General features: G+C 68.9%; 28 protein-coding genes and 1 pseudogene. 13 read left to right on the plus strand and 16 right to left on the minus strand.

Annotated elements, in window-relative coordinates:
- The first annotated feature begins 19 nt into the window (after positions 1 to 19).
- Positions 20 to 604 (plus strand): orotate phosphoribosyltransferase, encoded by a 585-nt coding sequence (pyrE, locus tag HW532_RS14605; protein ID WP_213161165.1) that lies wholly within the window; start codon positions 20 to 22, stop codon positions 602 to 604.
- On the opposite strand, the gene HW532_RS14610 is transcribed toward pyrE, so the two are convergent.
- The 3 genes and pseudogenes from HW532_RS14610 to HW532_RS14620 form a co-directional block, all read right to left on the minus strand.
- Positions 567 to 1,799 (minus strand): allantoate amidohydrolase, encoded by a 1,233-nt coding sequence (locus HW532_RS14610; protein ID WP_246479120.1) that lies wholly within the window; start codon positions 1,797 to 1,799, stop codon positions 567 to 569. The two genes, pyrE and HW532_RS14610, sit on opposite strands and share 38 nt — an antisense overlap.
- Before the next feature lie 19 nt (positions 1,800 to 1,818).
- The gene (locus HW532_RS14615; RefSeq protein ID WP_213161167.1) at positions 1,819 to 2,178 is read right to left on the minus strand and encodes a GFA family protein; all 360 of its coding nucleotides are present in this window, start codon (positions 2,176 to 2,178) and stop codon (positions 1,819 to 1,821) included.
- 107 nt (positions 2,179 to 2,285) lie between these two features.
- Positions 2,286 to 2,944, minus strand: a pseudogene (locus tag HW532_RS14620) (DUF1028 domain-containing protein).
- Between the two features lie 215 nt (positions 2,945 to 3,159).
- Here HW532_RS14620 and HW532_RS14630 point away from each other — a divergent pair.
- From HW532_RS14630 to HW532_RS14655, 6 genes are all read left to right on the plus strand, one after another.
- On the plus strand, positions 3,160 to 4,689 hold the full coding sequence (locus HW532_RS14630; protein ID WP_213164593.1) for an ABC transporter substrate-binding protein: 1,530 nt from the start codon (positions 3,160 to 3,162) through the stop codon (positions 4,687 to 4,689).
- Positions 4,690 to 4,799: 110 nt separating this feature from the next.
- Entirely contained in the window at positions 4,800 to 5,747 is a 948-nt protein-coding gene (locus HW532_RS14635; protein ID WP_213161170.1) for an ABC transporter permease, read from the plus strand.
- Positions 5,744 to 7,669 (plus strand): dipeptide/oligopeptide/nickel ABC transporter permease/ATP-binding protein, encoded by a 1,926-nt coding sequence (locus tag HW532_RS14640; RefSeq protein WP_213161171.1) that lies wholly within the window; start codon positions 5,744 to 5,746, stop codon positions 7,667 to 7,669. Before HW532_RS14635 ends, HW532_RS14640 begins: the two co-directional genes overlap by 4 nt.
- On the plus strand, positions 7,666 to 8,631 hold the full coding sequence (locus HW532_RS14645; protein WP_213161172.1) for an ABC transporter ATP-binding protein: 966 nt from the start codon (positions 7,666 to 7,668) through the stop codon (positions 8,629 to 8,631). The genes HW532_RS14640 and HW532_RS14645 overlap by 4 nt, the downstream gene beginning before the upstream one ends.
- 15 nt (positions 8,632 to 8,646) lie before the next feature.
- Positions 8,647 to 9,459 carry a FadR/GntR family transcriptional regulator gene (locus HW532_RS14650; RefSeq protein ID WP_213161173.1) on the plus strand — a complete coding sequence of 271 codons (813 nt, stop codon included), beginning with the start codon at positions 8,647 to 8,649 and terminating at the stop codon, positions 9,457 to 9,459.
- Positions 9,460 to 9,600: 141 nt separating this feature from the next.
- Complete coding sequence (locus HW532_RS14655; RefSeq protein WP_213161174.1) at positions 9,601 to 10,194, plus strand: calcium-binding protein; 594 nt, start codon at positions 9,601 to 9,603, stop codon at positions 10,192 to 10,194.
- Between the two features lie 62 nt (positions 10,195 to 10,256).
- On the opposite strand, the gene HW532_RS14660 is transcribed toward HW532_RS14655, so the two are convergent.
- Positions 10,257 to 10,448, minus strand: coding sequence for a hypothetical protein (locus tag HW532_RS14660; protein WP_213161175.1), 192 nt, complete (start codon positions 10,446 to 10,448; stop codon positions 10,257 to 10,259).
- Between the two features lie 181 nt (positions 10,449 to 10,629).
- Between HW532_RS14660 and phnC the strand changes: the two genes are divergently transcribed.
- The 4 genes from phnC (at position 10,630) to HW532_RS14680 (ending at position 14,373) form a co-directional block, all read left to right on the plus strand.
- Entirely contained in the window at positions 10,630 to 11,493 is an 864-nt protein-coding gene (gene phnC, locus HW532_RS14665; RefSeq protein ID WP_213161176.1) for a phosphonate ABC transporter ATP-binding protein, read from the plus strand.
- Positions 11,494 to 11,583: 90 nt separating this feature from the next.
- Positions 11,584 to 12,582 carry a phosphonate ABC transporter substrate-binding protein gene (gene phnD, locus HW532_RS14670; RefSeq protein WP_213161177.1) on the plus strand — a complete coding sequence of 333 codons (999 nt, stop codon included), beginning with the start codon at positions 11,584 to 11,586 and terminating at the stop codon, positions 12,580 to 12,582.
- Positions 12,583 to 12,700: 118 nt separating this feature from the next.
- Entirely contained in the window at positions 12,701 to 13,483 is a 783-nt protein-coding gene (phnE, locus tag HW532_RS14675) for a phosphonate ABC transporter, permease protein PhnE (protein WP_246479122.1), read from the plus strand.
- A 173-nt stretch (positions 13,484 to 13,656) separates the two neighbouring features.
- Positions 13,657 to 14,373, plus strand: coding sequence for a DUF1045 domain-containing protein (locus tag HW532_RS14680; protein WP_213161179.1), 717 nt, complete (start codon positions 13,657 to 13,659; stop codon positions 14,371 to 14,373).
- Here the strand turns inward: HW532_RS14680 and phnN are convergent.
- The 10 genes from phnN to HW532_RS14730 form a co-directional block, all read right to left on the minus strand.
- On the minus strand, positions 14,339 to 14,905 hold the full coding sequence (phnN, locus tag HW532_RS14685; RefSeq protein WP_213161180.1) for a phosphonate metabolism protein/1,5-bisphosphokinase (PRPP-forming) PhnN: 567 nt from the start codon (positions 14,903 to 14,905) through the stop codon (positions 14,339 to 14,341). The genes HW532_RS14680 and phnN overlap by 35 nt on opposite strands.
- A gap of 66 nt (positions 14,906 to 14,971) precedes the next feature.
- Positions 14,972 to 15,541, minus strand: a complete 570-nt coding sequence (locus tag HW532_RS14690) for a phosphonate degradation HD-domain oxygenase (protein WP_213161181.1) — start codon at positions 15,539 to 15,541, stop codon at positions 14,972 to 14,974.
- Positions 15,542 to 15,558: 17 nt separating this feature from the next.
- On the minus strand, positions 15,559 to 16,701 hold the full coding sequence (locus tag HW532_RS14695) for an alpha-D-ribose 1-methylphosphonate 5-triphosphate diphosphatase (protein ID WP_213161182.1): 1,143 nt from the start codon (positions 16,699 to 16,701) through the stop codon (positions 15,559 to 15,561).
- Positions 16,694 to 17,398: a phosphonate C-P lyase system protein PhnL gene (phnL, locus tag HW532_RS14700; RefSeq protein WP_213161183.1), complete on the minus strand. Its 705-nt coding sequence runs from the start codon at positions 17,396 to 17,398 to the stop codon at positions 16,694 to 16,696. The genes HW532_RS14695 and phnL overlap by 8 nt, the downstream gene beginning before the upstream one ends.
- A gap of 2 nt (positions 17,399 to 17,400) precedes the next feature.
- Positions 17,401 to 18,183 (minus strand): phosphonate C-P lyase system protein PhnK, encoded by a 783-nt coding sequence (gene phnK, locus HW532_RS14705; RefSeq protein WP_213161184.1) that lies wholly within the window; start codon positions 18,181 to 18,183, stop codon positions 17,401 to 17,403.
- The gene (locus tag HW532_RS14710; protein WP_213161185.1) at positions 18,180 to 19,046 is read right to left on the minus strand and encodes an alpha-D-ribose 1-methylphosphonate 5-phosphate C-P-lyase PhnJ; all 867 of its coding nucleotides are present in this window, start codon (positions 19,044 to 19,046) and stop codon (positions 18,180 to 18,182) included. The genes phnK and HW532_RS14710 overlap by 4 nt, the downstream gene beginning before the upstream one ends.
- Positions 19,043 to 20,134 (minus strand): carbon-phosphorus lyase complex subunit, encoded by a 1,092-nt coding sequence (locus tag HW532_RS14715; protein ID WP_213161186.1) that lies wholly within the window; start codon positions 20,132 to 20,134, stop codon positions 19,043 to 19,045. The genes HW532_RS14710 and HW532_RS14715 overlap by 4 nt, the downstream gene beginning before the upstream one ends.
- Positions 20,134 to 20,745, minus strand: a complete 612-nt coding sequence (phnH, locus tag HW532_RS14720) for a phosphonate C-P lyase system protein PhnH (protein WP_213161187.1) — start codon at positions 20,743 to 20,745, stop codon at positions 20,134 to 20,136. Before phnH ends, HW532_RS14715 begins: the two co-directional genes overlap by 1 nt.
- Position 20,746: 1 nt before the next feature.
- A complete protein-coding gene (gene phnG / locus HW532_RS14725) occupies positions 20,747 to 21,163 on the minus strand; it encodes a phosphonate C-P lyase system protein PhnG (RefSeq protein ID WP_246479132.1) in 417 nt (138 codons plus the stop codon).
- 186 nt (positions 21,164 to 21,349) lie between these two features.
- Positions 21,350 to 22,075, minus strand: coding sequence for a fumarylacetoacetate hydrolase family protein (locus tag HW532_RS14730; RefSeq protein ID WP_213161189.1), 726 nt, complete (start codon positions 22,073 to 22,075; stop codon positions 21,350 to 21,352).
- Between the two features lie 183 nt (positions 22,076 to 22,258).
- Here HW532_RS14730 and HW532_RS14735 point away from each other — a divergent pair, with 183 nt between their 5' ends.
- Complete coding sequence (locus HW532_RS14735) at positions 22,259 to 22,951, plus strand: FadR/GntR family transcriptional regulator (RefSeq protein ID WP_213161190.1); 693 nt, start codon at positions 22,259 to 22,261, stop codon at positions 22,949 to 22,951.
- Between the two features lie 6 nt (positions 22,952 to 22,957).
- Here HW532_RS14735 and HW532_RS14740 read toward each other — a convergent pair whose 3' ends face one another.
- The gene (locus HW532_RS14740; RefSeq protein WP_213161191.1) at positions 22,958 to 24,082 is read right to left on the minus strand and encodes an NAD(P)/FAD-dependent oxidoreductase; all 1,125 of its coding nucleotides are present in this window, start codon (positions 24,080 to 24,082) and stop codon (positions 22,958 to 22,960) included.
- Positions 24,083 to 24,457: 375 nt separating this feature from the next.
- Here HW532_RS14740 and HW532_RS14745 point away from each other — a divergent pair, with 375 nt between their 5' ends.
- Entirely contained in the window at positions 24,458 to 25,063 is a 606-nt protein-coding gene (locus HW532_RS14745) for a L,D-transpeptidase (protein ID WP_213161192.1), read from the plus strand.
- A gap of 31 nt (positions 25,064 to 25,094) precedes the next feature.
- On the opposite strand, the gene HW532_RS14750 is transcribed toward HW532_RS14745, so the two are convergent.
- On the minus strand, positions 25,095 to 26,027 hold the full coding sequence (locus tag HW532_RS14750) for a 3-hydroxyacyl-CoA dehydrogenase NAD-binding domain-containing protein (protein ID WP_213161193.1): 933 nt from the start codon (positions 26,025 to 26,027) through the stop codon (positions 25,095 to 25,097).
- Positions 26,028 to 26,232 lie beyond the last annotated feature (205 nt).

The raw sequence follows: 26,232 nt of genomic DNA on the forward strand, positions 1-26,232 counted from the left end.
CCGCTTTTAGGGCAAGCACATGAACGCAAAGACGGACACCGCCGCGCGCGAACGGCTGAAGGCGATCATCCGGGAGAAGTCCTTCAGGGACGGGGTGGACATCACCCTGGCCTCGGGGCGCAAGAGCGACTTCTACTTCAACATGAAACCGACCATGCTCGACCCGGAGGGTGCCGCGCTGCTCGCCGAGCTGGTGCTCGACGCGCTCGGACCCGACCGGCCGGACTATGTGGGCGGGCTGGAGATGGGGGCGGTGCCCATCGTCTCCTGGACGACGGCGGCGAGCCATCGCCGCGGCGTGCCGGTCGCCGCCTTCTTCGTGCGCAAGAAGGCGAAGGAGCATGGCGCACGCCTGCTCATCGAGGGGCTCGGCCCCGACGAGACAATCGAGGGGTGCCGCGTCGTCGTGGTGGAGGACGTGACGACGACGGGCGAGTCCGCGCTCAAGGCGGTGGACGCGGTGCGTGCCGCCGGCGGCGAGGTGGTGCGCGTGCTCACCCTTGTCGACCGTCAGGAGGGCGCCGACGAGACCATGGCCAAGGCCGGGATGCCCTTCAGCGCGCTGTTCACGGCCGCGGAGTTCCGAACCGCGTCAGGAAGCTGAGCAGTACGCGGGCGCCGGCATCGGCGTCCTCCTCGGCGATGTGCTCGTCGGGGTGGTGGCTCAGCCCGTCGCGGCAGCGCACGAACAGCATGCCGATATCGGTGAGCGCGCTCATGGCGAGGCCGTCATGGCCGGCGCCGGAGAACAGTTCCCGCGGCCGGTAACCGTCCGCCTCGACCGCCTCCTTCAGCGCGGCGACGATGCGGGGCGAGCAGGCCGCGCCATCCTCCTCGTAGCCGAGCGTGTGCTCGAAGCCGAGGCCGCGGGCGCGCGCGATCTCCTCGCAGCTCTCCAGCACGGTCCGGCGCGCGGTCTCGCGGATGCCGCGCTCCGGCGAGCGCAGCTCCACGCCGAGCTCGCAGCGTGCCGGGATCACGTTGATGACGTTGGGCTCCATGAGGATGGAGCCGACCGTGCCGACGAGATCGTCCGTCTCGCGGGCGATGCGCTCCACCGCCGCAATGGCTTGCGCCGCTCCGGCGAGCGCGTCGCGCCGCGTCTCCATCGGCGTCGTGCCGGCGTGCGAGGCCTTGCCGGTGAACGCCACGGTGTGCCGCTCGATGCCGGTGATGGCGGTGACGACGCCGACGGGAAGGTCCTCCGCCTCCAGCACCGGGCCCTGCTCGATATGGACCTCCACATAGCCCAGCGTCTTCTCGGGATCGCGCTTCAGGGCGGGGATGCCCGCCGGATCGAGGCCGAAATCGGCGAAGGCCTGGCCCAGCGTGACGCCGGCGCGGTCGGCAAGGTCCAGCGTTGCGGGATCGAACAGGCCGGAGAGCGCGCGGCTGCCGATCAGCGTCGTTGGAAAGCGCGCGCCCTCCTCGTCGCCGAAGGCCACGATCTCTAGCGCGTAGGGCAGGGCCGTGCCGCTGCGCCGGATCTCCTGCGCGCAGACGATGGGCATGACGACGCCCAGCATGCCATCGTATTTTCCGCCCTCGCGCACCGTGTCCACATGGGAGCCGACGATCAGCGTCGGCGCGTCCGGGGCCGGGCCCTCCAGGCGTCCGACGACCGTGCCGGCGGCATCCATGTGGACGGCGAGCCCCGCCTCCTCCATCCATCGCCGCACCAGATCGGCGACCTGGCGGTGTTCCGGCGTGAGGAAGAAACGCGTGACGCCCGGGCCGGGTTCGGAAAACCGCGCGGCCTCGTCGAGCCGCGCCATGATGTCCTGTCCAAGCGTGGTCAAGGCAATATCTCCCATGGGTTCACTTGCTGCGCCCGTCGATCGGCGTCAGCGTCAGGCTCTCCAGGTCGATGCCATCGAGGCAGCGCACATTGACGGCGACGGTCGGCGTGCCGTCCGGCATGGTGCCGCGCGCGAAGGACTCCACGCCGCAGGTCCGGCAGAACAGGTGATGGATGACCTTCTTGTTGAACTGGTAGTCCTGGAGCGCGTCCTCGCCCTGGGTCAGCGCGAACCGCGTCTCGGGCGCGAAGTTCCAGAGCACGCCGCGCATTGCGCAGTGCGAACAGTTGCAGTTCATGACGGTGCCGAGATCGGTCGTGATCTCGAAGCGCACGGCCCCGCAATGGCATCCGCCCTTGAAGGTGGTTTCTTCCGGCATGATCGTTTCCTTCCCTTCTGACCGGTTTGTCGGGCGGGAGCCCGGCGGGCTCCGCACGCCGCCCATGAACGCCGGGCTTGCCGGCCGCGTCAATGACGGACCCGGTCTCAGTGCCGGTGCGGCGCCTCCAATGTGGGCAGCCTGTCGAGGAACGCCCGGAACCCGGGCTCCGCCCAGTGCCGGGCGATCTCGCGCAGGGCCCGGATCGGGCGGTCGTCGTAGTCGGCGCGGATATCGACCGGCGGACGGTCCCGCGACACGATGCGCAAGGCCGCGGAGCGGATGCCGCGCGCGTCGCCGCCTTCCGCCTCGCCGGCCTCGAGCGCTGCGAGGAGCCGCTCCTCCAGCGGCGCGCCGGCGCGGTCCGCGAAGGCGTCCCGCATGGCACCGGCGACACGGTCGGAGGCGACCCAGTTCGCCGCGACGGCAAGGCTCGGCGCGCACAGATGGGCCATGGGCTCCACATTGGCCGCGCCCGTCCAGCCGGCGGCGGCGCCGGTACGGTCCATGACGATGACCTGGCGATGGTCGCGCCCCGCATCGGCTTCGGTCAGCGTGCGCAGCGCCGTTTCGGCATCCTGCCCGTCCTCCATCAGGCGAAGCCCGCGGGGCCATAGAGCGTGTTGGTGCTGAACCCCTGCGTGGCGATGGCGCCGATGCCGGCGGCCATGTGCAGGACGAAGCCCCCGGCAGACGGCGTGCCGGTCGCCACCGCGCCGCCGATCGCGCCCGTTCCGGGGTCCCTGGCCAGTATGGAATAGGTCATCTGCGTTGCTGCCGGGCGGTTTCCGAAATCCCTAATGAGTCGGATAAATATTGATCGAGGGGATTTTATCTGGATAAATTAAACGTGCAAGCTGTGCAGGCCGGAGATTGCCCCTGTCCCGCAGGACGGGCCGCGGCACTCCGGATCGGAGGCTTTGAAGGGAAGGGAGAGGCCGAATGACACGCTTTCTCAGCGGGCTCGCCGCCGCCATCGTCATGGGGCTCGCGATGCTCAACGCCGCACCCGCCACCGCGCAGACGCCGCCGGGCGTCCTGATCGTCGGCCAGATCGCGGAGCCGAAATCGCTCGATCCGCAGGCGGTGACGGCGGTCAACGACTTCCGCATTCTCATGAACATCTATGACGGGCTGGTGCGCTACAAGGACGGCACGCTGGAGGTCGAGCCCGCACTGGCGAAGAGCTGGACCATCAGCGAGGACGGCACGGTCTACACCTTCAAGCTGCGCGAGGGCGTGACCTTCCACGACGGTTCGCCGTTCAACGCGGAGGCCGTGGTGTTCGACTTCCAGCGCATGCTCGACGAGAACCATCCCTATCACGATACCGGGCCGTTCCCGCTCGCCTTCTTCTTCTCCGCGGTGAAGGAGGTGAAGGCGCTCGACGACATGACGGTGGAGTTCACGCTGAACGAGCCCTATGCGCCCTTCCTGTCGAACCTCGCCTATCCGACCGGCCTCATCGCCTCGCCGGCGGCCATCAAGGAACACGGCAAGGATTTCGGCCGGAACCCGTCGGGCACCGGACCGTTCAGGTTCGTGGAATGGGACAGCAACACCAAGGTAGTCGTGGAGCGCAACGAGGATTACTGGGACGGCGCGCCGTCGCTTCAGGCCGTCGTCTTCCGCCCGATCACCGACGCCAATACCCGCGTGGCGGAGATGCTCTCAGGCGGCATCGACCTCATGGTCGAGGTGCCGCCGGACAGCCTCGCCCAGTTCGGCGACGCGGCCTACAAGATCTACGAGCAGGCCGGTCCCCATCTCTGGTTCCTGATCCTCAACGCCAAGGAGGGGCCGTTCGCCGACAAGCGCGCGCGACAGGCGGTGAACTACGCGATCGACAAGAAGGCGCTCGTCGACAACATCCTGCAGGGCACCGCCGTGGTCGCCGCCGGCCCCACGCCGCCGGCCTTCGCCTGGGCCTATAATGAGAGCCTCCAGCCCTATCCCCACGATCCGGAGAAGGCAAGGGCGCTGCTCAAGGAGGCGGGTGTCGCGGAGGGCACGGAGGTCACCTTCTACGTCACGGAAGGCGGCTCCGGCATGCTCGATCCCGTGCCCATGGGGGCTGCCATCCAGGCCGACCTCGCCGAGGTGGGGCTCGACGCCAAGATCGAGACCTATGAGTGGAACACCTTCCTCGGCAAGGTGAACCCCGGTCTCGAGGGCAAGGCCGATATGGCCGAGATGGCGTGGATGACCAACGACCCCGACACGCTGCCCTATTTGGCGCTCAGGACCGACGCCATGCCGGACAAGGGCGGGTTCAATTCGGGCTACTATTCCAACCCGGAGGTCGACGCGCTTCTGGAGAAGGCGCGCCGATCCACCGACCAGGACGAGCGTGCGCGGCTCTACAAGGAGATGCAGGAGATCGTCCGCGAGGACGCCCCCTGGGCCTTCATCGCCAACTGGAAGCAGAACGCGGTCAGCAAGGCCGGGATCGAGGGCTTCGGCCTCCAGCCCTCCTTCTTCCTCCTGCTGCACGATGTGGTGAAGGACTAGGGGTGTGGGATGTGCGTCCCGTTCACACCCCTCGCCCTCCCGTCGCGTGAGCGATAGGAGGGCGAGGGGGGCTTTTCCCTGAAGCTCGCGGCCAAAGCAGGGCAGGCACCATGTATGCCTACATAGCGAAACGCCTGTTGGCGGTCATTCCGGTGCTGCTGGGCCTGAGCGTGATCGTCTTCGCGATCATGCAGCTCATTCCCGGCGATCCGGCAACCGCCATCCTCGGCGCCTATGCGACGCCGGAGAATGTCGCGCGGCTCAACGAGCAGCTCGGCCTCGACCGTTCGCTTCCCGTGCAGTACGTCACCTGGCTCGCCAACATGCTCCAGGGCGATTTCGGGCGCTCCTACAGCCTCAACCGCCCGGTCATCGACGAGGTTCTGGAGCGTTTCGGAGCGACGCTCGTCCTGGCCGGCGCCGCCCTTCTCCTGTGCACGGTCTGGGGGCTTCTCGCGGGCATCGTCTCCGCGGTGCGCCAGTATGGCTGGGTCGACCGCATCGTCACGTTCCTCGTGCTGATCGGCATCTCCATCCCGTCCTTCTGGCTCGGCCTGCTGCTGATCCTGCTGTTCGCGGTGGAGCTGCGCTGGCTGCCGGCGAGCGGCATGTATGCGATCTATGGCGGGGGCGACCTCGCCGATCTCGTGAAGCACCTCGTGCTGCCCGCCGTCACGCTCTCCGTCGTCGCGACCGGCGTGATCGCGCGGCTCACCCGCTCCAACATGCTGGAGGTGCTCAGGCAGGATTTCATCCGCACCGCGCGCGCCAAGGGCGTCAACGAGCGTGCCGTCGTCTACCGCCACGCCTTCAAGGCGGCGATCGTCAACGTGATCCCGGTGATCGGCGTGCAGGCGGGCTTCGTGCTCGGCGGGGCGGTCTATATCGAGACCGTGTTCCAGTGGCCGGGCATCGGGCGCATGCTCGTCACCGCGATCTCCACGCGCGACATCATGCTGGTACAGGGCGGCGTGCTCGTCGTCGCGGCGAGCTATGTGCTCTTCAATCTGGCCGCCGACGTGCTGCAGACGCTCATCGATCCGAGGGTGAAGACATGACCGCCGCCGCCGATGCGCCCTCGCCGGTCCGCCGGCCGGGCCCCGCCCGCCAGGCCCTGCGGCTCGTCATGCGCAACCGGCTGGCGGCCTTCGGGCTCGTCATCCTCGCCATCGTCGTCGCCATAGCGCTCATGGCGCCCATCCTGCCGCTCCAGCCGCCGGACGCGACCGATCCCGCCAGGCGGCTCCTGCGGCCGTTCGCGGACGGCCACTGGCTCGGCACCGACGATCTCGGCCGCGACATCCTCTCCCGCCTCGTCTGGGGCACGCGGCTGAGCCTTGCCGTGGGCGTCTCCGCGACGCTGGTGGCCGCGCTCGCCGGCTCCACGCTCGGCATCGTTGCGGGTTATTTCGGCGGCCGGCTCGACAATGTGCTCATGCGCGGCATCGACATGCTGATGGCGTTCCCCTACATCCTGCTGGCGCTGGCCATCGTCGCCGCGCTGGGGCCCGGCCTCATGAACGCGCTCTATGCGGTTGCCGTGGTCAACATCCCGTTTTTCGCGCGCAATATCCGCGGCGTGACCGTGGGCATCGTCCACCGCGAGTTCATCGATGCGGCGCGGCTCTCCGGCAAGGGCAACGGGCGCATCCTCGTGGCCGACGTGTTGCCCAACGTCATGCCGATCATCGTCATCACCATGTCGACCACCGTCGGCTGGATGATCCTGGAAACGGCCGGCCTGAGCTTTCTGGGTCTCGGGTCCCAGCCGCCGCAGGCCGATCTCGGCTCCATGCTGGGCGAGGGCCGAAAGCTCTTGATCAACGCGCCGCACGTCTCCGCCATTCCGGGCGTCGTCATCTTCCTCATCGTGATGAGCGTGAACCTCCTGGGCGATGGTATTCGCGACGCGCTCGACCCGCGCCTCAAGTCCGGCGCGCTCGCCCGGCCCGCACCTGTGACGGCCATCGACCGGGAGAACGGCGCGCATGGCAAGCAGGGTGCGGGCGGCGTGCTCGACGTGGTCGATCTCAGGACCGAGTTCCATCTGGGCGAGGAGGTCTACCGCGCCGTCAACGAGGTCTCCTTCGCCATAAAGCCGGGCGAGTGCCTGGGGCTGATCGGCGAATCGGGGTCCGGCAAGTCGGTGACGGCGCTGTCGCTGCTGGCGCTGGTCGCCTCGCCGCCGGGGCGGATCGCCGGCGGCGAGGTGCGGTTCCATGGCGAGGACCTTCTGGCGCGTACCGGCGAGGAGCTGCGCGCGGTGCGCGGCGGCGACATTGCCTATATCTTCCAGGATCCGCTCTCCACGCTCCATCCGCTGTTCTCCGTCGGCGACCAGCTCGTCGAGGCGATCCGCTCGCACCGCGCCGTGTCGCATCGCGAGGCGTGGGACGAGGCGGTGAAGCTTCTGGAGACCGTGCGCATCCCGAATGCGGCGGAGCGCGCCAAGGCCTATCCGCACGAGATGTCCGGCGGCATGCGCCAGCGCGTCGGCATCGCCATGGCGCTCGCCAACGGCCCGGAGCTCGTCGTCGCCGACGAGCCGACCACCGCGCTCGACGTGACCGTGCAGGCGCAGGTGCTGAAGCTTCTCGACAATCTGCGCCGCGACAGCGACACGGCGGTGCTGTTCATCACCCACGATTTCGGCGTGGTCTCGCAACTGTGCGACCGCGTGGCGGTGATGTATGCCGGCCGTATCGTGGAGATCGGCACGACGGAGCAGGTGCTCGACAACCCCGGCCATCCCTATACGCGCCGGCTCATCGACTGCGTGCCCGTGCTGGGCGAGGGGCGGCGCAAGGTCGAGGCGATCCCCGGGCTGCCGCCGGCAGTGAACCGCCTGCCGGAGGGCTGCGCCTTCGCCGAGCGCTGCACGTTCGCCGACGAGCTGTGCCGGTCGGGCGAGATCGCCATGCGCGATCTGGGCGGGGGGCACGAGGCACGCTGCGTCAGGCCGCTTGGGGGGACGTCATGAGCGACACGGTTCTGAGCACGCAGGGCCTGACCAAGACCTTCGGCGGCGGGCGCAGCCTGTTCGGCGCGGCGCGGCCCGCTGTCCATGCGGTGCAGGACGTCACCGTGTCCGCGCGCCGCACGGAAACGCTCGGCATTGTCGGCGAATCGGGCTGCGGGAAATCGACGCTCGCGCGCATGCTGGTCGGCCTGCTCAAACCCAGCGGAGGCGATGTGAGCCTCGCGGGCCGGGAGCTTTCCGTGCTGGCGCGCGAGGGGGCCAAGGCCCTGGGGAGCACCATCCAGTATGTCTTCCAGGACCCGTTGAGCTCGCTCAATCCGCGCAAGACCGTGCGCCAGATCCTTGAGGCGCCGCTCGTTCACATTCTGGGCCTCGACCGTGCGGGCCGCGCCGCGCGCATCGAGGAACTGATGGACGCGGTCAATCTGAGGCCCGAATTCGTCGACCGCTACCCGCACGAATTCTCCGGCGGCCAGGCCCAGCGCATCGGTATCGCCCGCGCGCTCGCCGCCGATCCGGAGATCCTGGTGCTCGACGAGCCGGTCTCCGCCCTCGACGTCTCCGTGCAGGCGCAGGTCCTGAACCTGCTCTCCGACCTCAAGGCGAAGTTCGATCTGACCTATGTCTTCATCAGCCACGACCTTGCCGTGGTCGAGGCGATCAGCGACCGGGTGGCGGTGATGTATTTCGGCCGGGTGGTGGAAGAGGCGCCGGCGGACACGCTGTTCGCCGCGCCGAAGCATCCCTATACGCGGTTGCTGCTCGACAGCGCGCCCGTGGTCGGCCGCCCGCTCGGGACGGGGGCGGAGGAGATCGCGGAGCTGCCCGATCCGCTCGCCCCGCCGCCGGGCTGCGCCTTCGCGGAGCGTTGCCCGCGCGCCCGGGACGATTGCCGCGCCGCGGTGCCGCCGCTGGAGACGAAGGCGGCCGACCATTCCGCGGCCTGTTTCCATCCCCTCTAGCAACCGGCCACGGACATGAACGCAACGGACAGCCCCGACACGGAGGAACGGCGCGCGAGCCGCGCACGGATCGGAGGGCGCACGCGCGCCCGCACCATCGCCGCGACGCTGAAGGACTGGATCGCGGAGAAGCGCATTCCGCCCGGCGAGCGCCTTCCCCAGGAGCGCGAGCTCGTCGAGATCTTCGGTGTCAGCAAGGGCACGATCCGCGAGGCGCTGAAGGTGCTGGAGACGCAAGGGCTGATCGTCACGCGCACAGGGCCCGGCGGCGGTCCCTTCGTCGCCACCGTGCCGGAACGCTATGCGAGCGAGCTTCTCGGCAACTTCTTCTTCTTCCAGGAGCTCACTGTCGGCGATGTCTACCAACTCCGCACCCTGCTCGAGCCGGAGCTCGCCGCCAGCGTGGTCGGGCGGCTGGACGAGACGGATTTCGAGCGGCTGGCGGAGACCATGAAGGTCTACGACCATCCGCCGGAGACCATGGAGGAGGAACGCGCCCAGCGCGTGGCCGAGCTGGAGTTCCACGAGGTTCTCGTCGCCTGCTCGCCCAATCCGCTCCTGCGCTTCGTCTGCGGCTTCCTGATCCGGCTGCTGAAGGACCTCACCATCTGCCAACGGATCTACGACCGGCCGAACCCGGAGCTGCGCGAGCATGGCCGGTCCTACCAGATTCGCCTGATCGAGGCCCTCAGGGCCGGCGAGCCGGAGGCTGTCCGCGCCATCATGGGCGAGCATATGCGCCATGCCCGCCACCTCATGGAGGCGCAGGAGGCGGTGGTCCTCAACCAGTTCCTCACCGAGCCCGCCACCATGCCGTGCAGGGGGTAGGCAGTCCGTCACCGATTGGCCACGCGCGCAGCATGACGAATGCACGGTTGTAGGGTGTCATGGCGTCCTATGCCCGGTATCGGTGAGCGTTCGGCCGAACGATCCGGTCCGGGCTGTTCCGTGGCAGAGCTGGAGGAAGCGATGGCCCGATACAACCTGATTAGCAGTCCGACGGCCTACGGGTCGGTGGAGGGAACGGCCGGTACGGACCTGATCTACAAGGTCGACCAGCCCGGTTTCGAGTACGATTTCCTGTCTATCTACAGCCGTGGCGGCGACGATGTGGTCGTCGGGGCCGACAGGCTGAACCGGATCAATACCGGAGATGGCGACGACTGGGTCTGGGGCGGTCAAAGCACGGACCTCATCGAGCTCGGCGCCGGGAACGACACGGCCCTTGGCGGTGGCGGGAACGACGTCCTGATCGGCGGCACCGGCTACGACCTGCTGGCGGGCGGCGAGGGCGCCGACACATTTGTCTTCTCCCCGTCTTCGGGTCTTGAGCCGGCGACCCGCACGACGATCCTGGATTTCGAGGATGGCGATGCGATCTCGATTGCCGATCCGGCGATCGGTATGGACGACCTGATGAGTGCGGCCTCTGTGGAGGGCGACAGCGTCGTCTTTTCATTCGCCGGGTCCCAGAGCGGCGCACCGAGCGAACTGCGCATCGAGAATGCCAGCCTGGAGGACGTGCTCCACAGCGTCGAGCTCTATGACGACGTCTTCGCCTGACCGTCCGTGACCGGTCGGGGCCGGATATCCGGCCCCGGCTGTCTGCGCCGCGGTCTGGGCGTTCAGCGGTCTTTCTTCCTGTCGTGCCGGCGCTTGTCGCCGTCCGCGGCGTCCTCGTCGCTCGGCCGCGGTGTCAGGTCCAGCGGGTCGCTCGCCGGGAAGGTTCCTTCCAGGCGCTCGTCGAGCTTCCGCTCGGCTTTCCCTTTCGGCTTCTGCGGCTTGCGCTTGCGGTCTTCGGTGGTCGTCGCCGTCATGATCGCGCCTTCTCCTCTGTGGGATCGTTCGCCGTCCGCGGCGTCTCACTGTGGATAACGCGGCAGGGCGGGGGCAGGTTCCCCGTCCTGTCAGCGCCCTGTCACACAACGTTGTCCGTAACGTCACACAACACTCGTAGCGTCCCGTTCCGTAACGCGGTTCTCAGGGAGCGTGCGCACGATGAGTGCATCTGCGATCGAGGTCAGCTGTCTCACCAAGACCTTTCCGGGAGGCAAGACGGCGCTGGACGATGTCGGGCTGTCCGTCGCGCCGGGCGAGATGGTCGCCCTGATCGGTGCCTCGGGCTCCGGCAAGTCGACGCTCCTGCGCCATATTGCGGGCCTCGTGGAGGCGGACGGGCGCAAGGGGTGCGAAATCTCGGTCCTGGGGCGCGCCATGCAGCGCGACGGCCGCATCGCCCGCGACGCCCGCGCCATCCGGTCGGCCATCGGCATGGTGTTCCAGCAGTTCAACCTGGTCGGCCGCCTGAGCGTGCTGACCAATGTGCTCACCGGCCATCTCGGCCGCATGCCGCGCTGGCGCGGCGCGCTCGCGCTCTTCACGGAGGATGAGAAGCGGGCGGCGCTGGAGGCCATGCGCCGGGTTGGCATAGACAGCCATGCGCTCCATCGCGGCAACGACCTGTCTGGCGGCCAGCAGCAGCGCGCGGCCATCGCGCGCACCCTCGTGCAGGGCGCGGAGGTGTTGATCGCCGACGAGCCCATCGCCTCGCTCGACCCGCATTCCGCCCAGCGCGTCATGGACATCCTGGCCGCCCTCAACGCGGAGGACGGGATCACCGTTCTCGTCTCGCTCCATCAGGTCGACTACGCCCTGCGCTACTGCCCGCGCACCGTGGCGCTGCGCGACGGCAGGATCGTCTATGACGGCCCGTCCGCCGCACTGACGCCGGACTTCCTGAGCGAGCTCTACGGAGCGGAGAGCCGGGAGCTGCTTCTGCCCTCGCTCGACCGTGGCGAGGCAGAAGCCCCGATGCCGCGCCCCAGGGCCGAGCCCGTCGCGCTGCGCGAGGCGGTCGCCTGATCTGCCTTTTGGCCGGCGGGTCCGCCCGCCCGGCCGCGGCATTGTTGCCGAGTGACTTGAACGCCACCCATCAGAAAGGACGCATACCCAATGTTCAGGACCATCCTTGCCGCCACCGCGGTCGCGGCCGTCGCGCTCGCCGCCCCGGCGAATGCCGCGGATACCAAGGAGATCAATTTCGGTATCATCTCCACGGAATCCTCGCAGAACCTCCGCACCATCTGGGATCCCTTCCTCAAGGCGATGGAGGACGAGACCGGCCTGAAGGTCAACGCCTTCTTCGCCCCCGACTATGCGGGCGTCATCGAGGGCATGCGCTTCGACAAGGTGCAGGTCGCCTGGTACGGCAACAAGTCGGCCATGGAGGCGGTCGACCGCGCCGACGGTCAGATCTTCGCCCAGTCGGTCGATGTCGAGGGCAATCCGGGCTACTGGTCGCTGCTGGTGACCAATGTCGACAGCCCGATCAACTCGCTGGACGACGTGCTGAAATGCGACCAGTCGCTGAACTTCGGGATCGGCGATCCGAACTCGACCTCCGGCTTCCTGGTGCCGACCACCTACATCTTCGCGGAGAACGGCGTCGACCCGAAGGAGTGCTTCAAGACGGTGCGCAATGCGAGCCACGAGACCAACGCGCTCGCCGCCGCCAACAAGCAGGTCGACGTGGCCACCAACAACACGGAGAACATGCGCCGCCTGGAGACGACCAATCCGGAGGCCTTCAAGAAGCTGAAGATCGTCTGGCAGTCGCCGCTCATCCCGAGCGATCCGCTGGTCTGGCGCAAGGACCTCGACACGGAGGTCAAGGACAAGCTCTACACCTTCATCATGACCTATGGCCGCCTCGGCACGCCTGAGGAGGTGAAGAAGGAGCGCGAGGTGCTGTCGGCCCTCGGCTGGGCACCGTTCCGCCCGTCCTCCGACGCCCAGCTCTACCCGATCCGCATCCTCGCCCTGAACAAGGATGCGATGAAGATCGAGGCCAACGAGTCCCTCTCCGCCGACGAGAAGAAGCAGGAGATCGCGAAGCTCAAGGCCCGCATGAAAGAGATCTCCGCGCTGGCCGACACCGTGCCGAGCATGTGATCTGCCGACACAAAGGCCGGACGCCCGCCTTCCCGCGATGGAGGCGGGCGTCTTCGTTCATGGATGACCGGAGTTGAGACCGCCAATGGCAAGTCTTGAGACAGGACCGGGGGTGGAGATGGCCGCTGTTCCCCGCGTGCCGCTCGCGCAGCGTGCGAGGCGATGGGCCGTGTGGGCCGTGATCGCCGCCGTTCTGGTTTGGAGCTGGGGCCCGGCGGAAATGGGCCGCTGGACCTATCTGTTCACCGATGCGGCCAATATGGCGGCCTTTGCGGGCGGCTTCCTCGATCCCGATTTCGGCCAGTGGCGGCTCTATCTCTCCGAGATGGCGGTGACCGTCCAGATCGCGGTGTGGGGCACCGTCCTTGCCGTCCTGCTCGGCATCCCCTGCGCCCTGCTGAGCTCGTCGAACCTCGCGCCCGTCTGGGTCGTGCAGCCGGTGCGCCGGCTCATGGACGCCTGCCGTGCGATCAACGAGATCGTCTTCGCGCTGCTCTTCGTGGTCGCCGTCGGCCTCGGCCCCTTCGCCGGCGTCATGGCGCTCTTCGTGCACAATACCGGCGTGGTCGCCAAGCTGTTCTCCGAGGCCGTCGAGGCCATCGACCCGCGCCCGGTGGAAGGCATCCGCGCGACCGGGGCGAGCAAGCTGCAGGAGATCATCTTCGGCGTCGTGCCGCAGGTCGTGCCCCTGTGGATCTCCTATTCGCTCTACCGCTTCGAGACCAATGTGCGCTCCGCGACCGTGCTCGGCATCGTGGGCGCGGGCGGCATCGGCCAGATCCTCTGGGAGAATATCCGCGGTTTCTACTATTCGGAGACCGCCGCGGCGATGATCATCATCGTGGTCAGCATCTCGCTCATCGACATCCTGTCCCAGCAGCTTCGCCGCTGGACCGTATAGGGCGGGCAACCTCCGGATCGAAGTCGCTCCGCGCGGGCGAAAAGATGGCAGGGGCTCATGGATATCCGGGGCGGGCCCGGGTATGACGACGGACAAGGCGATGCCGTGCCGGATGTGGGGATGCCCGGCGGGGCCGTGCCACCTGGGTCGGACAGGAAAGCTCATCGGGACGCATGACAGTCGATTATCGCCGATACGCACTCTACATGCTGCCGCCCTCGGGCAGCGCGCTCGCCCGCTTCGGCGCGGAATGGCTGGGCCATGACCCGGAAACCGGCGATGCTGTCGAGCCGTCGCAGGCCATAGCCGCAGCCATCGACGGGGACGTTCGCTGCGAGGCCACGGCCGCGCCGGCGCGCTACGGCTTCCACGCCACACTCAAGGCGCCCTTCCGCCTGCACGCGGCGGCGGACGCGGCGGAGCTCTTCGCCGAGGTCGAGCGGATGGTGGCCGGCTGGCGTGCCTTCGCCCTGCCGCCGCTCGCAGCGAGGAGGATCGGCCGGTTCCGGGCCCTGGTGCCGGAGAGCGATTGCCAGCCGCTCGCTTCGCTCGCCAATGCCTGCGTCATCGGCCTCGACCGGTTCCGCGCCCCGCTCGACGACGCCGAGATCGCACGGCGGCGCGAGGCCAGCCTCACAAGCCGGCAGGACGCCTATCTGCTGAGCCTCGGCTATCCTTACGTGCTGGACGAGTTCCGCCTCCACATGACGCTGACGGGCCCGCTGGACGACGTGTCCGACGCCGCGGTCTCTCCCGTGCTCGACCGGCTCCTCGCGCCGCTCCTGGCGGAGCCGGTGGAGGTCCGCGACGTCGCGATCATGGGAGAGCCCGCCGATGGCGGTCCGTTCCGGATTGTCAGGCGCTGCCCGCTTCTGCCGACATCTGCCTGAGGGCGGCCACGAAGGCTTCGCCGGCCTCCTCCACCGTGCCGTCATTGACGATGGTGACGACCGGGCAGGCGCCGGTGATCTCCTCGCCATAGCGCTTGAGCCGCGCGGCGATCTCATCCGCTGTTTCGCGGTGGCGCGCGGCGAGTCGCTCAGCAAGGATCGCGGGCGAGGCGGTCACGTGGATGGCCCGCACCTCGGCAAAGCCTGCGCAGGCCTCCTCGAGGGCGGCCCGCGAGATATTGGCGACGACCGTGCGGCCGTCGGCGATATCGTCGGCGAGAGAGGCCGGGAGGCCGTAGTCGAGGCCGTTGGCGTGCCAGGACAGGGCGAAGGCGCCGGCCGCTTTCATCCGGGCGAAGTCCGTCTCGCTCGCCGCGATATGGTCCTCGCCGCCGGCATCGGCCGGGCGCGTGATCACCCGGCGCGCGAAGACATAGCGCCCGTCATCCTTCAGCGCCGCGCGCGCGAAGTCGATCAGGGTGTCCTTGCCGGCCCCGCTCGGGCCGACCACCGCGCAGAACAGTCCGCTCACGCCTCTATCCCCATGTCAGACTCACGAGCGGAGATAGGATCACGTTTCGCCGGCGCCGGGAACCGGTCATTCGCCCGCCGGGTGCCTGCCCGCCCTGACGGCGTGGGCGACATAGCCGAGGAAGTGATCGAGCGGCGGCGTCTGCCCGTGGGGGTCCTTCGCCCTGTCGTCCCAGCCGCGCAGCCGCACCGCGGCATCGGCATGGGGCTGGGCGATGAAGGCTGCGGCCTCGCTGCCGCCCATCGGGCCGCCCTGGAGCATCAGGCTGTGCTCGGAGGCCGGCGAGAGCGTCGCGCGATAGCTCGGATCGATGGCGCAGAGATAGCGCTTGGCGTCGACATGCAGGCGCACGGGCTCGGTAACCTCCGGCCCGAACCAGCGCGTCAGGAACCGGCCGCCGACCGCCTCGTGCAGCTTGTCGCGCGTCTCCGCCGGAGCGTCGTCGAAGCCGGGATCGAGCAGGTGGCCGATATCGTGGAGAAGGGCGGCCGCGATCAGTGCGGGCGTCGCCCCCTCGTCCTCCGCCAGCATGGCGCATTGCAGCGCGTGCTGCTCCTGGGTCACGGCCTCGCCGCCATAAAGCTCGGCGCCGCGGCTGGCGACCATGGTCCGGATTTCGGCAACCACGTCGGTCATGGGTTCGCCCCCTCCTGTCAGGCCACGCGCTCGCCCTCGCGCCAGACGGCGCGGATCACCGGTCCGGCATCCGTCTGGCGGAAGCGCACGAGGTCGGCACGTCGGTCTTGAGCGATCTCGCCGCGGTCGTCGAGCCCGATCTGGCGGGCGGGTGTGCGGGTGACCGTGGCGATGGCGTCCGGCACCGAGATCGCGTCGACGGTCTCGGCGAGCCGCATCGCGCCATAGAGCAGGGAGGCGGGGACATAGTCGCTCGACAGGATGTCGAGATGGCCGGCCTCCGCGAGCGTGCCGGCGGAGACATTGCCGGAATGCGAGCCGCCGCGCACCACGTTCGGGGCGCCCATGAGCACGGCGAGGCCGTTATCGTGGCTCGCCTGCGCCGCCTCGACCGTGGTCGGGAACTCCGCGATCGCCACGCCGTCCTCCATGGCCTCGGCCACATGATCCGGCGTCGCGTCGTCGTGGCTCGCGAGGGGAATGCCGCGCTCGCGCGCCATGGCGACGATCGTCCGGCGATTGGTGCCGGCATGGAGGCGATGGTCCTCCATGCGCTCGGTGATGAAGCGCTGGAGCTCCTCGTCCGACATGCCGTATTTGCCCTGATAGTAGACGGCATACTGCTCCAGGCTCGCGAACTGGCGCTGGCCCGGCGTGTGGTCCATGACCGAGACCAGGCCGACCAGCGGGCCGCCCATCAGGGGTTCGGCAAGCTCCAGGAGCGTGCCGCAGCTCACCTCGCAGCGCAGATGCAGGCGGTGCTCGGCCTTGAGCGATCCGGCGCGAGACTGGCTCTCGACCGCGTCGAGCATGGGCGCGAGCGTCTCCAGCCGCCGCGTGCCGGCATGGACATGGCCGACGGAGAGCGCGTTGAAGACGGTGGTGATACCGGAGGCGGAGACCTCGCGGTCATGGTTGATGATCGCGGCGTGCGGTGGCCAGTAGGCCTTGGGCCGCGGCATCATGTGGCGTTCCAGATTGTCGGTATGGAGCTCCACCAGCCCGGGGATCACATAGTCGCCGCCGCAATCCGTGGCGCCGGGCAGGCCGGAGAGGCCGGAGGATATCCCCGAAATCCCCGTCTCGTCGAAGGCGAGCGTGCCGGAGACGACCTCGTCGGCCAGCACGATATTGGCATTGGTGTAGATCGTCTCAGCCATGGGCGGCCTCCGCGAAGCGCTGGACGTCGAGGCTCTTGCTGCAGGCCGCCTGGCGGTCCGCCTCGTCGTGGAAGATGCCGAGGATAGCCGATCCCGCCGCGCGTGCCTCCGCCACGAGTTCCAGCACCCGCGCGCGGTTGCCGGCGTCGAGCGAGGCGGTCGGCTCGTCGAGCAGCAGGATCGGATGGGGGGCGGAAAAGCCGCGCGCGATGTTCACGCGCTGCTGCTCGCCCCCGGAGAAGGTCACCGGAGAGAGCGGCCACAGGCGCTCGGGCACCTGAAGCCGGTCCAGGAGCGTTCTGGCGCGCTCGCGCGCCTTCTCCTCGCAGGCGCCGCGCTCGATCATCGGTTCGGCGACGATGTCGAGCGTCGGCACGCGCGGAATGACGCGCAGGAACTGGCTCACATAGCCGATGGTGCGCCGGCGCACGGCGATGATGTCGCGCGGGGCCGCGGACGCCATGTCGACGATGCCGCCCTCGTGGCTGACGAGGATCCGGCCGCTGTCGGCGCGATAGGTGCCGTAGACGATCTTGAGCAGAGAGCTCTTGCCGATGCCCGACGGGCCGGTGATCGCCACGGCCTCGCCCGGCATGAGCGAGAAGTCGAGGCCGGAGAAGACCGGGATCTCCGCACTGTCCTGCATGTGCAGCGTGAAGTGCTTGTGGAGCCCGTCGATCTGGAGGAGTGCGTCCATCGTCACACCTGTAGCACGGAGGAGACGAGAAGCTGGGTGTAGGGCGCCTGCGGGTCGTCGAGCACCTGATCGGTGAGCCCGTGCTCGATGACGTGCCCGCCCTGCATGACCATGAGCCGCGTGGAGAGGAGCCGCGCCACCGCGAGGTCGTGGGTCACGATGACGACGGACAGGCCCAGCCGGCGCACCAGCGTGCGGATGAGGTCGAGCAGGCGCGCCTGGACGGAGACGTCGAGCCCGCCCGTCGGCTCGTCCATGAAGACGAGCCGCGGGTTGGAGACGAGGTTACGCGCGATCTGCAGGCGCTGCTGCATGCCGCCGGAGAATGTCGCGGGCAGGTCGTCGATACGCTCAGCCCGGATCTCCACCCGCTCCAGCCAGTCGAGCGCCTCCGCCCGGATATTGCCGTAATGGCGCGCGCCGACCGCCATCAGCCGCTCGCCGATATTGGCGCCGGCGGAGACGGAGAGCCGAAGGCCGTCGCGCGGGTTCTGGTGGACGAAGGCCCAGTCGGTGCGCTGGAGCATGCGCCGTTCCGGCTCGCTCATGGCGGCGATGTCCTTCAGCCCCTCCGCGCGGGTGCTGTAGAGGACCTCGCCACGGCTCGGCTCGATCTCTCCGGACAGGCATTTGAGAAGCGTCGTCTTGCCCGAGCCCGATTCGCCGACAATGCCCAGGACCTCGCCCGGCCACAGCGAGAAGCCGACCTCCTCGCAAGCCGCGAAATCGCCGAAGCGCTTCGTCACGCCGCGCGCGACGAGCAGGGGGGCCTCCGCGCCGCTCATTCCGCCGCCTCCGACCGGGCCTGACGCGACTGGCAGTAGTCGGTATCGGAACACACGAACATGCGTCCGCCGCTGTCGTCGAGGATCACCTCGTCCAGATAGCTCTCGCTCGATCCGCACAGCGCGCAGGCTTCGTCCCAGCGCTGGACCTCGAAGGGATGGTCCTCGAAATCGAGGCTCTCGACTTTCGTATAGGGCGGCACGGCGTAGATCCGCTTCTCGCGGCCCGCGCCGAAGAGCTGGAGGGCGGCCATGCGGTCCATCTTCGGATTGTCGAACTTGGGGGTGGGCGAGGGGTCCATGACATAGCGGCCCGAGACCTTCACCGGATAGGCATAGGTCGTGGCGATGTGTCCATGGCGGGCGATATCCTCGTAGAGCTTCACATGCATGAGGCCGTATTCCTCAAGCGCATGCATCTTGCGCGTCTCGCTCTCGCGCGGTTCCAGGAAGCGCAGCGGCTCCGGGATCGGCACCTGATAGACGAGGATCTGGTCCTCGCTCAGCGGCGTCTCCGGGATCCGGTGGCGGGTCTGGATGACGCTCGCGCGCGCCGTCTCCTCCGTCGTCTCCACGCCCGCCGTCTTCTGGAAGAACTTGCGGATGGAGACGGCGTTGGTCGTGTCGTCGGCGCCCTGGTCGATCACCTTCAGCCTGTCGTCCGGGGTGAGGACGGAGGCGGTCACCTGGACGCCACCCGTGCCCCAGCCATAGGGCATGGGCATCTCGCGGCTTGCGAAGGGCACCTGATAGCCGGGTATGGCGACGGCCTTGAGCAGCGCGCGGCGGATCATCCGCTTGGTCTGGTTGTTGAGATAGGCGAAGGCGTAGCCCTTGGCGGGCGTTGCGGCCGCGGCGGTCATTCGGCGGCCTCCCCTGGCGCCTCGGCACTGTGGGCGGCGCGCATGCGGCGCACGAGCTCCAGCTCCGCCTGGAAGTCCACATAATGCGGCAGCTTCAGGTGCTCCACGAAGCCCGTGGCCTGCACATTGTCGGAATGCGACATCACGAATTCCTCGTCCTGGGCGGGGGCGGTGCGCTCCTCGCCGAACTCGCCGGCCCGCAAGGCCCGGTCGACCAGCGCCATGGACATCGCCTTGCGCTCGAGCTGGCCGAAGACGAGGCCGTAGCCGCGGGTGAATTGCGGCGGGGCCTCCTTGGAGCCTGCGAACTGGTTGATCATCTGGCATTCGGTCACCGTGATCTCGCCGATCTCGATGGCAAAGCCCAGATCCTCCGGCACGAACTCGACCGTCACCTCGCCCATGCGGATCTCGCCGGCAAAGGGATGGTTGCGGGCATAGCCGCGCTGGGTCGAATAGCCGAGCGCCAGCAGGAAGCCCTCGTCGCCACGCGCGAGGTTCTGCAGCCTCAGATCGCGGTCCGCGGGAAAGTCGAGCGGCTCGCGGGTGAGGTCGCCGACGTCGTCGTCCGGCGGAGCCGATGCCGGCTCGATCAGCCCTTGCGCGCCCAGCATATCGAGCACGCGCGGCATGGCCCCGTCGACCGGTGTCGGCGCCGACGGCGCGGGCTCGGGCAGGCCTTCCGCTGTGAGCGTGAAGTCGATCAGCCGGTGGGTGTAATCGAAGGTGGGGCCGAGCACCTGCCCGCCGGGAAGATCCTTGAAGGTGGCGGAGATGCGCCGGCGGATCGCCATGTCGCCTGTGTCGAGCGGCTCCGAATAGCCGAAGCGCGGCAGGGTCGTGCGGCTCGCGCGGACAAGGAAGATCGCCTCGATGAGGTCGCCGCGCGCCTGCTTGACGGCGAGCGCGGCGAGAGAGCGGTCATAGAGCGAGCCCTCCGTCATCACCCGGTCGACGGCGAGCGAGAGCTGGCCGGCGATCTGGTCGACGCCGATCTCAGGCACGTGCCGGTCGCCCCGGCGTTCCTCGGCGAGCAGGCGGTGGGCGTTGTCGATGGCCGCCTCACCGCCCTTCACTGCGACATACATCAGCCGGCCTCCTGGTCTGAAATGGTCGTGGAGCGCGGCACGGCGGCGATCTCCCGGGGCGCGCAGAAAACCGCGTCGACGCCGAGCGGGAAGCGCGCATTGCTGGCCGCCATCTCGCGCCAGAATTCGGCCTTGAGCGGCGGCGCCGAAAGCGTGTGCACCGTCTCGATGCCGGGTCCTGAAAGGCGCACGCCGGCATCCGCCGTGAGCGCGTCGACCTGCATGAGGAGCGTCGCGGACCGGTCCGGATAGTCCGGCGTGCCGGGCTTGAGCAGGGCGAAGGGTGGCCGCGCGGCAGGATCGGTAACGAGCACGAAATCGGCCTCGCCCGGCTCCTCGACGAGCGGTGCCGCGCAATGGAAGCGCAGATAATCGGCCACGGCGCCGCCGCGCAGGCCGGGCTCGACCCACAGCGCCGTGTCGAAATCGACGAGGGTCAGCAGGAGAGCGGCCGTGGTGGGATGGAGCGGCCGGGGCGGCTCGGGTGCGGCGTCGAGCGCATGAATGCGGCCCGGCCGCGCCATCGCATCGAGGACCGCCCGGAAGCTCGAGGCGGACTGCGTCGCGGGGTCGGCAAAGCCGGGGGCGGGAGCTGCGGTCGTGAGCGCCATCTCAGTCCTCCCCGCGCACCATGGTGAAAAAGTCGACGCGTGTGGCCGCCGCCTTCGCCGCGCGCTCGCGGGCGAGATCCGCATGGGTCTCCTCGAGCGGCGCGATGACGGTCGACATGATCGCGTCGCGACGGCCGGCGTCCTGAAGCAGCGCGTCGTAGACGGCGGCGATCTCGGCATGGGCGGCATCGCGGCCCATCACATAGGACTGGCCGAACAGCCCGTCATCGGTGCGCACGGCGCAGCGCGTGACCGTCGCCTCGCCGAGATTGAACGGCGCACCGGACCCGCCCATGCGCCCGCGCAGCATGACGAGGCCGGTTTCCGGCTTGCGGACGAACCGGTATGGCGGCTGGCCGGTTTCGGCCGACCAGAGGGCCTTGAGCCGCTCCGGATCGGCTTTCGCGAGGACCGACATCCAGTGCCGGCGATCCTGATGGTCCTGGGGGGAAACTGGGTGTGGCTCGGTGTTCATCGCTGCCCGTCGATCTTCGTGATGGGCAGCCTTCAATCACGGTTGTGCGAAGCCTTCATGACAGTTCGCCGACAGGCGGTGGGCATCCCCTCACCCCGCGTGCAAGCACTGGGGCGAGGGGGCGCGGGGTCACGCGACCGCGCAGTGCAGATCGCCGATGCCGGCGATATGGCCGTGCAGCACGTCGCCGCGCTGGACGGGGCCGACGCCCGATGGCGTGCCGGTGAAGATCAGGTCGCCGGTCGCGAGCGCGAACAGGCCGGAAAGATAGGAGATCACTTCCGGCACCTTCCAGATGAGCTGGTTGAGATCGCCGTCCTGGCGCATCTCGTCATTGACCTTGAGCCAGATCGCGCCGTCCGCCGGATGGCCGATCTCGCCGGCCGGAGCGATCGGGCCGATGGGCCCCGACTTCTCGAACGCCTTGGCAACCGCCCAGGGCCGGCCCGCCTTCTTGGCCTCCGCCTGAAGGTCGCGGCGCGTCATGTCGAGACCGACCGCATAGCCGTAGACATGGTTGAGCGCGTCCTCCACCGGGATGTCCTGCCCGCCGCTCTTCAGCGCGACGACGAGCTCTATCTCGTGATGGACGTCGGTCGTCGCCGGAGGATAGGGGAAGGCGCCGCCGCCGGTCACGAGATTGTCGGGGTTCTTCTGGAAGAAGAAGGGATGCTCCTTGTCGGGGTCGTGGCCCATCTCCACGGCATGGGCGGCATAGTTGCGCCCGACGCAATAGACGCGGTGCACGGGGAAGAGCCGGTCCGTGCCGGCGACGGGCACGGCGGCCACCGGCGGCGGGGCGACGACGTAGCGGTCCGCGGCGGTGGCGCCGCCGGGATGGGCGGTATCGGTCATGGTCGGTTTCTCCTCGTGCTGGTCGGTCGGCATGCCCCGGAACGACGGGGTCCGCGAAGGGGCGAACCAATTCCGATATTGGTTACCAGCGGGCGCAAGGGGCGTCAATATGCACTTTTTCGCGATCTTGACGGTGCATCGGTGGCACGATATTGGTCAACCAATCTGAGGATTGGTCGATCCATGGCGAGCGAAGGCGATAGCGGACAGGCGGCCGTGACCCAGCTACGGGCCTATCTGGCCCAGAGCGACCTGCCGGCCGATGGCCGGCTGCCGCCGGAACGCGAACTCTGCGGGATCCTGGGCGTCTCGCGCGGCGATCTGAGGAAGGGGCTCGCCGTTCTGGAGGCGGAGGGCCAGCTCTGGCGCCATGTCGGCAAGGGAACCTTCGTCGGTGCGCGGCCGGCCGACGACGTCGGCGACATCGCCGCCATTGCCGGGCGGACCACACCGGCTGAGGTGATGCGCACGCGTCTCCTCATAGAGCCGCAGATCGCGCGCGAGGCCGCGTTCCACGCCACGGCGGACGATATCGCGGCGATGCGGCACTGCGTTGCCCGGATGCGGATGGCGGAGAGCTGGCGCCATTACGAGCGGCTCGACAACGAGCTGCACAGGCGCGTGGCGGAGGCCGCGCGCAACACGCTGCTCCTCGCCCTGTTCGACACGCTGAACGCGGTCAGGCGCACCGTGGTCTGGGGCCGGCTGCGCGACGGCCCGCGACAGCCGCCCGCAGACCATCACAGCTTTGCAGAACACGACGCCGTCATCGATGCCATCGCCGAGCGCGACCTCGATGCCGCCGAGCGCGCCATGCGCCGGCATCTGGGCACCGTGGGGCGCCTTCTCACGGGCACGCCTCCGGGCGAGGGGTGAGCGGGATCAGGCCGCGAAGCGCCCCGGCGATACCGTCGCCTCGTCGAGCCCCGCGGCAGCGGCGTCGGCGGGGATGCCGTCGCCCTTGAGGAGCGACCAGGCCGTGCGGCCCGCGGCGGGCGAGGTCTGGATGCCGTAGCCGCCCTGGCCCGCGATCCAGAAGAAGCCGTCCACCCCGGGCGCCCAGCCGATCACCAGCGAGCCGTCGGGCGCGAAGGTGCGCAGGCCCGCCCAGCTATGCTCGATCCGGCGCACCGGAATGTCGACCGCCTTCTGGAACCGGTCGACCGCGATGGCGACGTCGAGCTCGTCGGGCTGGATATCGCAGGCCGGCATGGGCGTGGCATCCGCCGGCGAGACGAGCAGCTTCGTGCCAGCCTCCGGCTTGAAGTACCACTCTTCCGCCGCATCGCCGACCAGCGGCCAGCCCGCGCAGCCGTCCGCGGGGCCGTCGACGATGAGCGCGGTGCGCCGCTTGGGCTGAAGCCCGATGCGCCGGAGCCCGGCAAGCGCTGCCACCTCGTCGGCCCAGGCGCCGGCGGCGTTGACGAGAATCTCCGCCTCCACAGTGCCGGCGGGCGTCGCGACCTGCCATCGCCCATTGTGGCGCGCGATGGACTCCACACGCGCATCGGTCACGACGCGGCCGCCGAGTGCCTTGAGGCGGCGCAGGAACCCCTGGTGGACCGCGGCGACGTCGATATCGGTGCTGTCGGGCTCGTAGGCCGCGGCCACGAAGACGTCGCGATTGAGATGGGGGACGAGCCTGTAGGCCTCCTCCATCGCGATGGCCTCGATGCCGCTGCCCTGCGCGATTGCTCCGGCGAGTTCGTCGGTCGTCTCCTCGGTGGCGAGCGTCAACATGCCGCGGGGGCTGAGCAGCGCCGTGTCGGCGAAGCCCTCCGGCGGCTGGGTGAAGAAGCCGTGGCTCGCCTTGGTCAGGGCGCGCACGTCGGGCGGCCCGTAATTGACGATGAACTGCGCCGCGGAGCGCCCGGTGGAGTGATAGCCGGGCTGGCTTTCCGCCTCCAGAACGATCACGGACCGCTCGGCGGCGGCGTGCGCGGCAAAGGACGTGCCGGCGATTCCGGCGCCGACGACGACGATATCGGCGGCAAGGGTCTCACTCATCGAAGGCTCCTCGAGACGGGACGGGCAAGGGACGGCGCGGACGCGCAAGCGCATGGTATCGGGCGTTCCGCATTTTGCAATATCGCCCGGGCTCCGCCTGTTGCCGCCCGGCCCGTGGTTAACGGAATTCAAACGGATTTGAGCGAATTTTTCCCGATCGTGACCGGGTGAGCCAATAAATGGCCACAAAAAGAGGTGTGATAGGACGCGATACACGTCGCGACCGCGGTCTTTGTCCGAGCGGCGTTCGGCAGGGCCCCCGGCTCCCGGGGGCTCGGACATCCGCCGCCGCGAGACCCCGGCTTGACCCGTGAGTGCGCGAGGCACTGCCAGCGGGCGGTGCCGTGGATCGAGATTCGAGGAGTTCGAACGAAAATGGCCTTCGACCGCCGACATATGCTGAAGATGCTGGCCGCCGCCCCGTTTGCGGCCTGGGCCGGCACGGCTTCGGCCGCGAACGAGCGCACCGCGCTCCTGCTGCCGGACGAGCCCTATCCCGTGAATTTCGATGCCGCGAGCAAGATCGACCCGCGCTACAGGCGCCGGCTCGTGCCCTTCAACTCGTCGGAGCCGGCGGGCACCATCGTTATCGATACGGGGCAGAAATTCCTCTATCAGGTGCGCGAGAACAACACCGCCCTGCGCTACGGGATCGGCGTCGGCCGGGACGGTTTCGGCTGGAAGGGCGAGACCACGGTGCGCCGCAAGGCCCGCTGGCCGACCTGGGTCCCGCCCAAGGAGATGCGCGAGCGCGAGCCGAACCTGCCGGTCTCCATGGAGGGCGGCCCGGAGAACCCGCTCGGCGCCCGCGCGCTCTATCTCTATGAGGGCGGGCGCGACACGCTCTACCGGATTCACGGCACGACACAGCCCTGGACCATCGGCAAGAACGTGTCGTCCGGCTGCATCCGCCTGCTCAATCAGGACGTGATCGACCTGTTCAACCGCGTGCCGGTCGGCACGAAGGTGATCGTCCGTTAAGCGAGCCTGCCCGCTGGCAGGACACAGCGCCCTATTCCGTCTCCTTGAGGATCTTCAGGACCTCCACCAGCTTGGCGTCGCGTTCGGCGCGTAGCGTGGACCATTCGGGGAGGTCCTTCACGCCCTCCACCAGTGTGGCCTTCATGGCGGGCGTCAGCTCGGTGAAGTCGCCGAGCGTTTCCCACCAGCGCCCCATCGCACCGCCGAACTTCTCCACGAAGGCCGCCATGCCCTCCGGTCCGCCGCCCAGATGGAAGGTCGCCGTCGGGCCGAGGATCGCCCAGCGCAGGCCGGGGCCTGTCGCCATGGCGGTGTCGATATCCTCCACCGAGGCGATGCCCTGATCGGCGAGATGGATCGCCTCGCGCCACACGGCCGCCTGCAGGCGGTTGGCCACATGGCCCGGAACGGAGCGGGTGAGATGGATCGGCGCCTTGCCGACAGCGCGGTAGAACGCCATCGCCTGCTGGAGCGCCTCCGGCGAGGTCTTCGCGTCGGCGACGACCTCGACGAGCGGAATGAGGTGCGGCGGGTTGAAGGGATGGCCGACCAGCACCCGCCCGGGATGGGCGAGGCCCTCGCGCAGCGTATCCAGGGTGAGGCCGGAGGTCGACGACGCGATCACGCAATCGGGCGCGAGATGGGCGTCGATCTCGGCCAGGAGCGTGGCCTTGAGAGCGGGATCCTCCGGCCCGCTTTCCTGCACGAAGCCCGCCTCCGCGGCGGCCTCCGCCGCGCTGTCGGCAAGGTACAGCCGGTCCCCGGCGAACGGCCCGTCCGCAACGCCGAGATCGCGAAGGGTCGGCCAGGCCTCCCTCGCATAGTCGGCGACCTGCCGGGCGGCATCGGGGCCGGGATCGAAGACGCAGACCTCAAGTCCCCGGGCGAGGAACAGCGTCGCCCAGGATGCGCCGATGGTTCCGGCGCCGATGACGGCAATGCGGGTAATCGGGTCGGTGGACATGTCTGGAATCCCCCTGTCGGACATGGATCGGCCGCACGGGCTGCCGCCAGCACGGCGGTGCGGCAGGGTTCGGGCTGGAACGGGATACGGGCCCGCGTGCCGCCGCGAGCGCAAGGAACTGCCGGTCCCTCCGGCCGGAGGGCACGGGCGACGGCGCAACGATAGGGGCGATTGCGCTCCCTGGCCATGCGGCTGTTCGGCCCGC

Origin of the sequence: Kaustia mangrovi, assembly GCF_015482775.1 — a bacterium.
In the GTDB taxonomy this organism is placed as follows: domain Bacteria; phylum Pseudomonadota; class Alphaproteobacteria; order Rhizobiales; family Im1; genus Kaustia; species Kaustia mangrovi.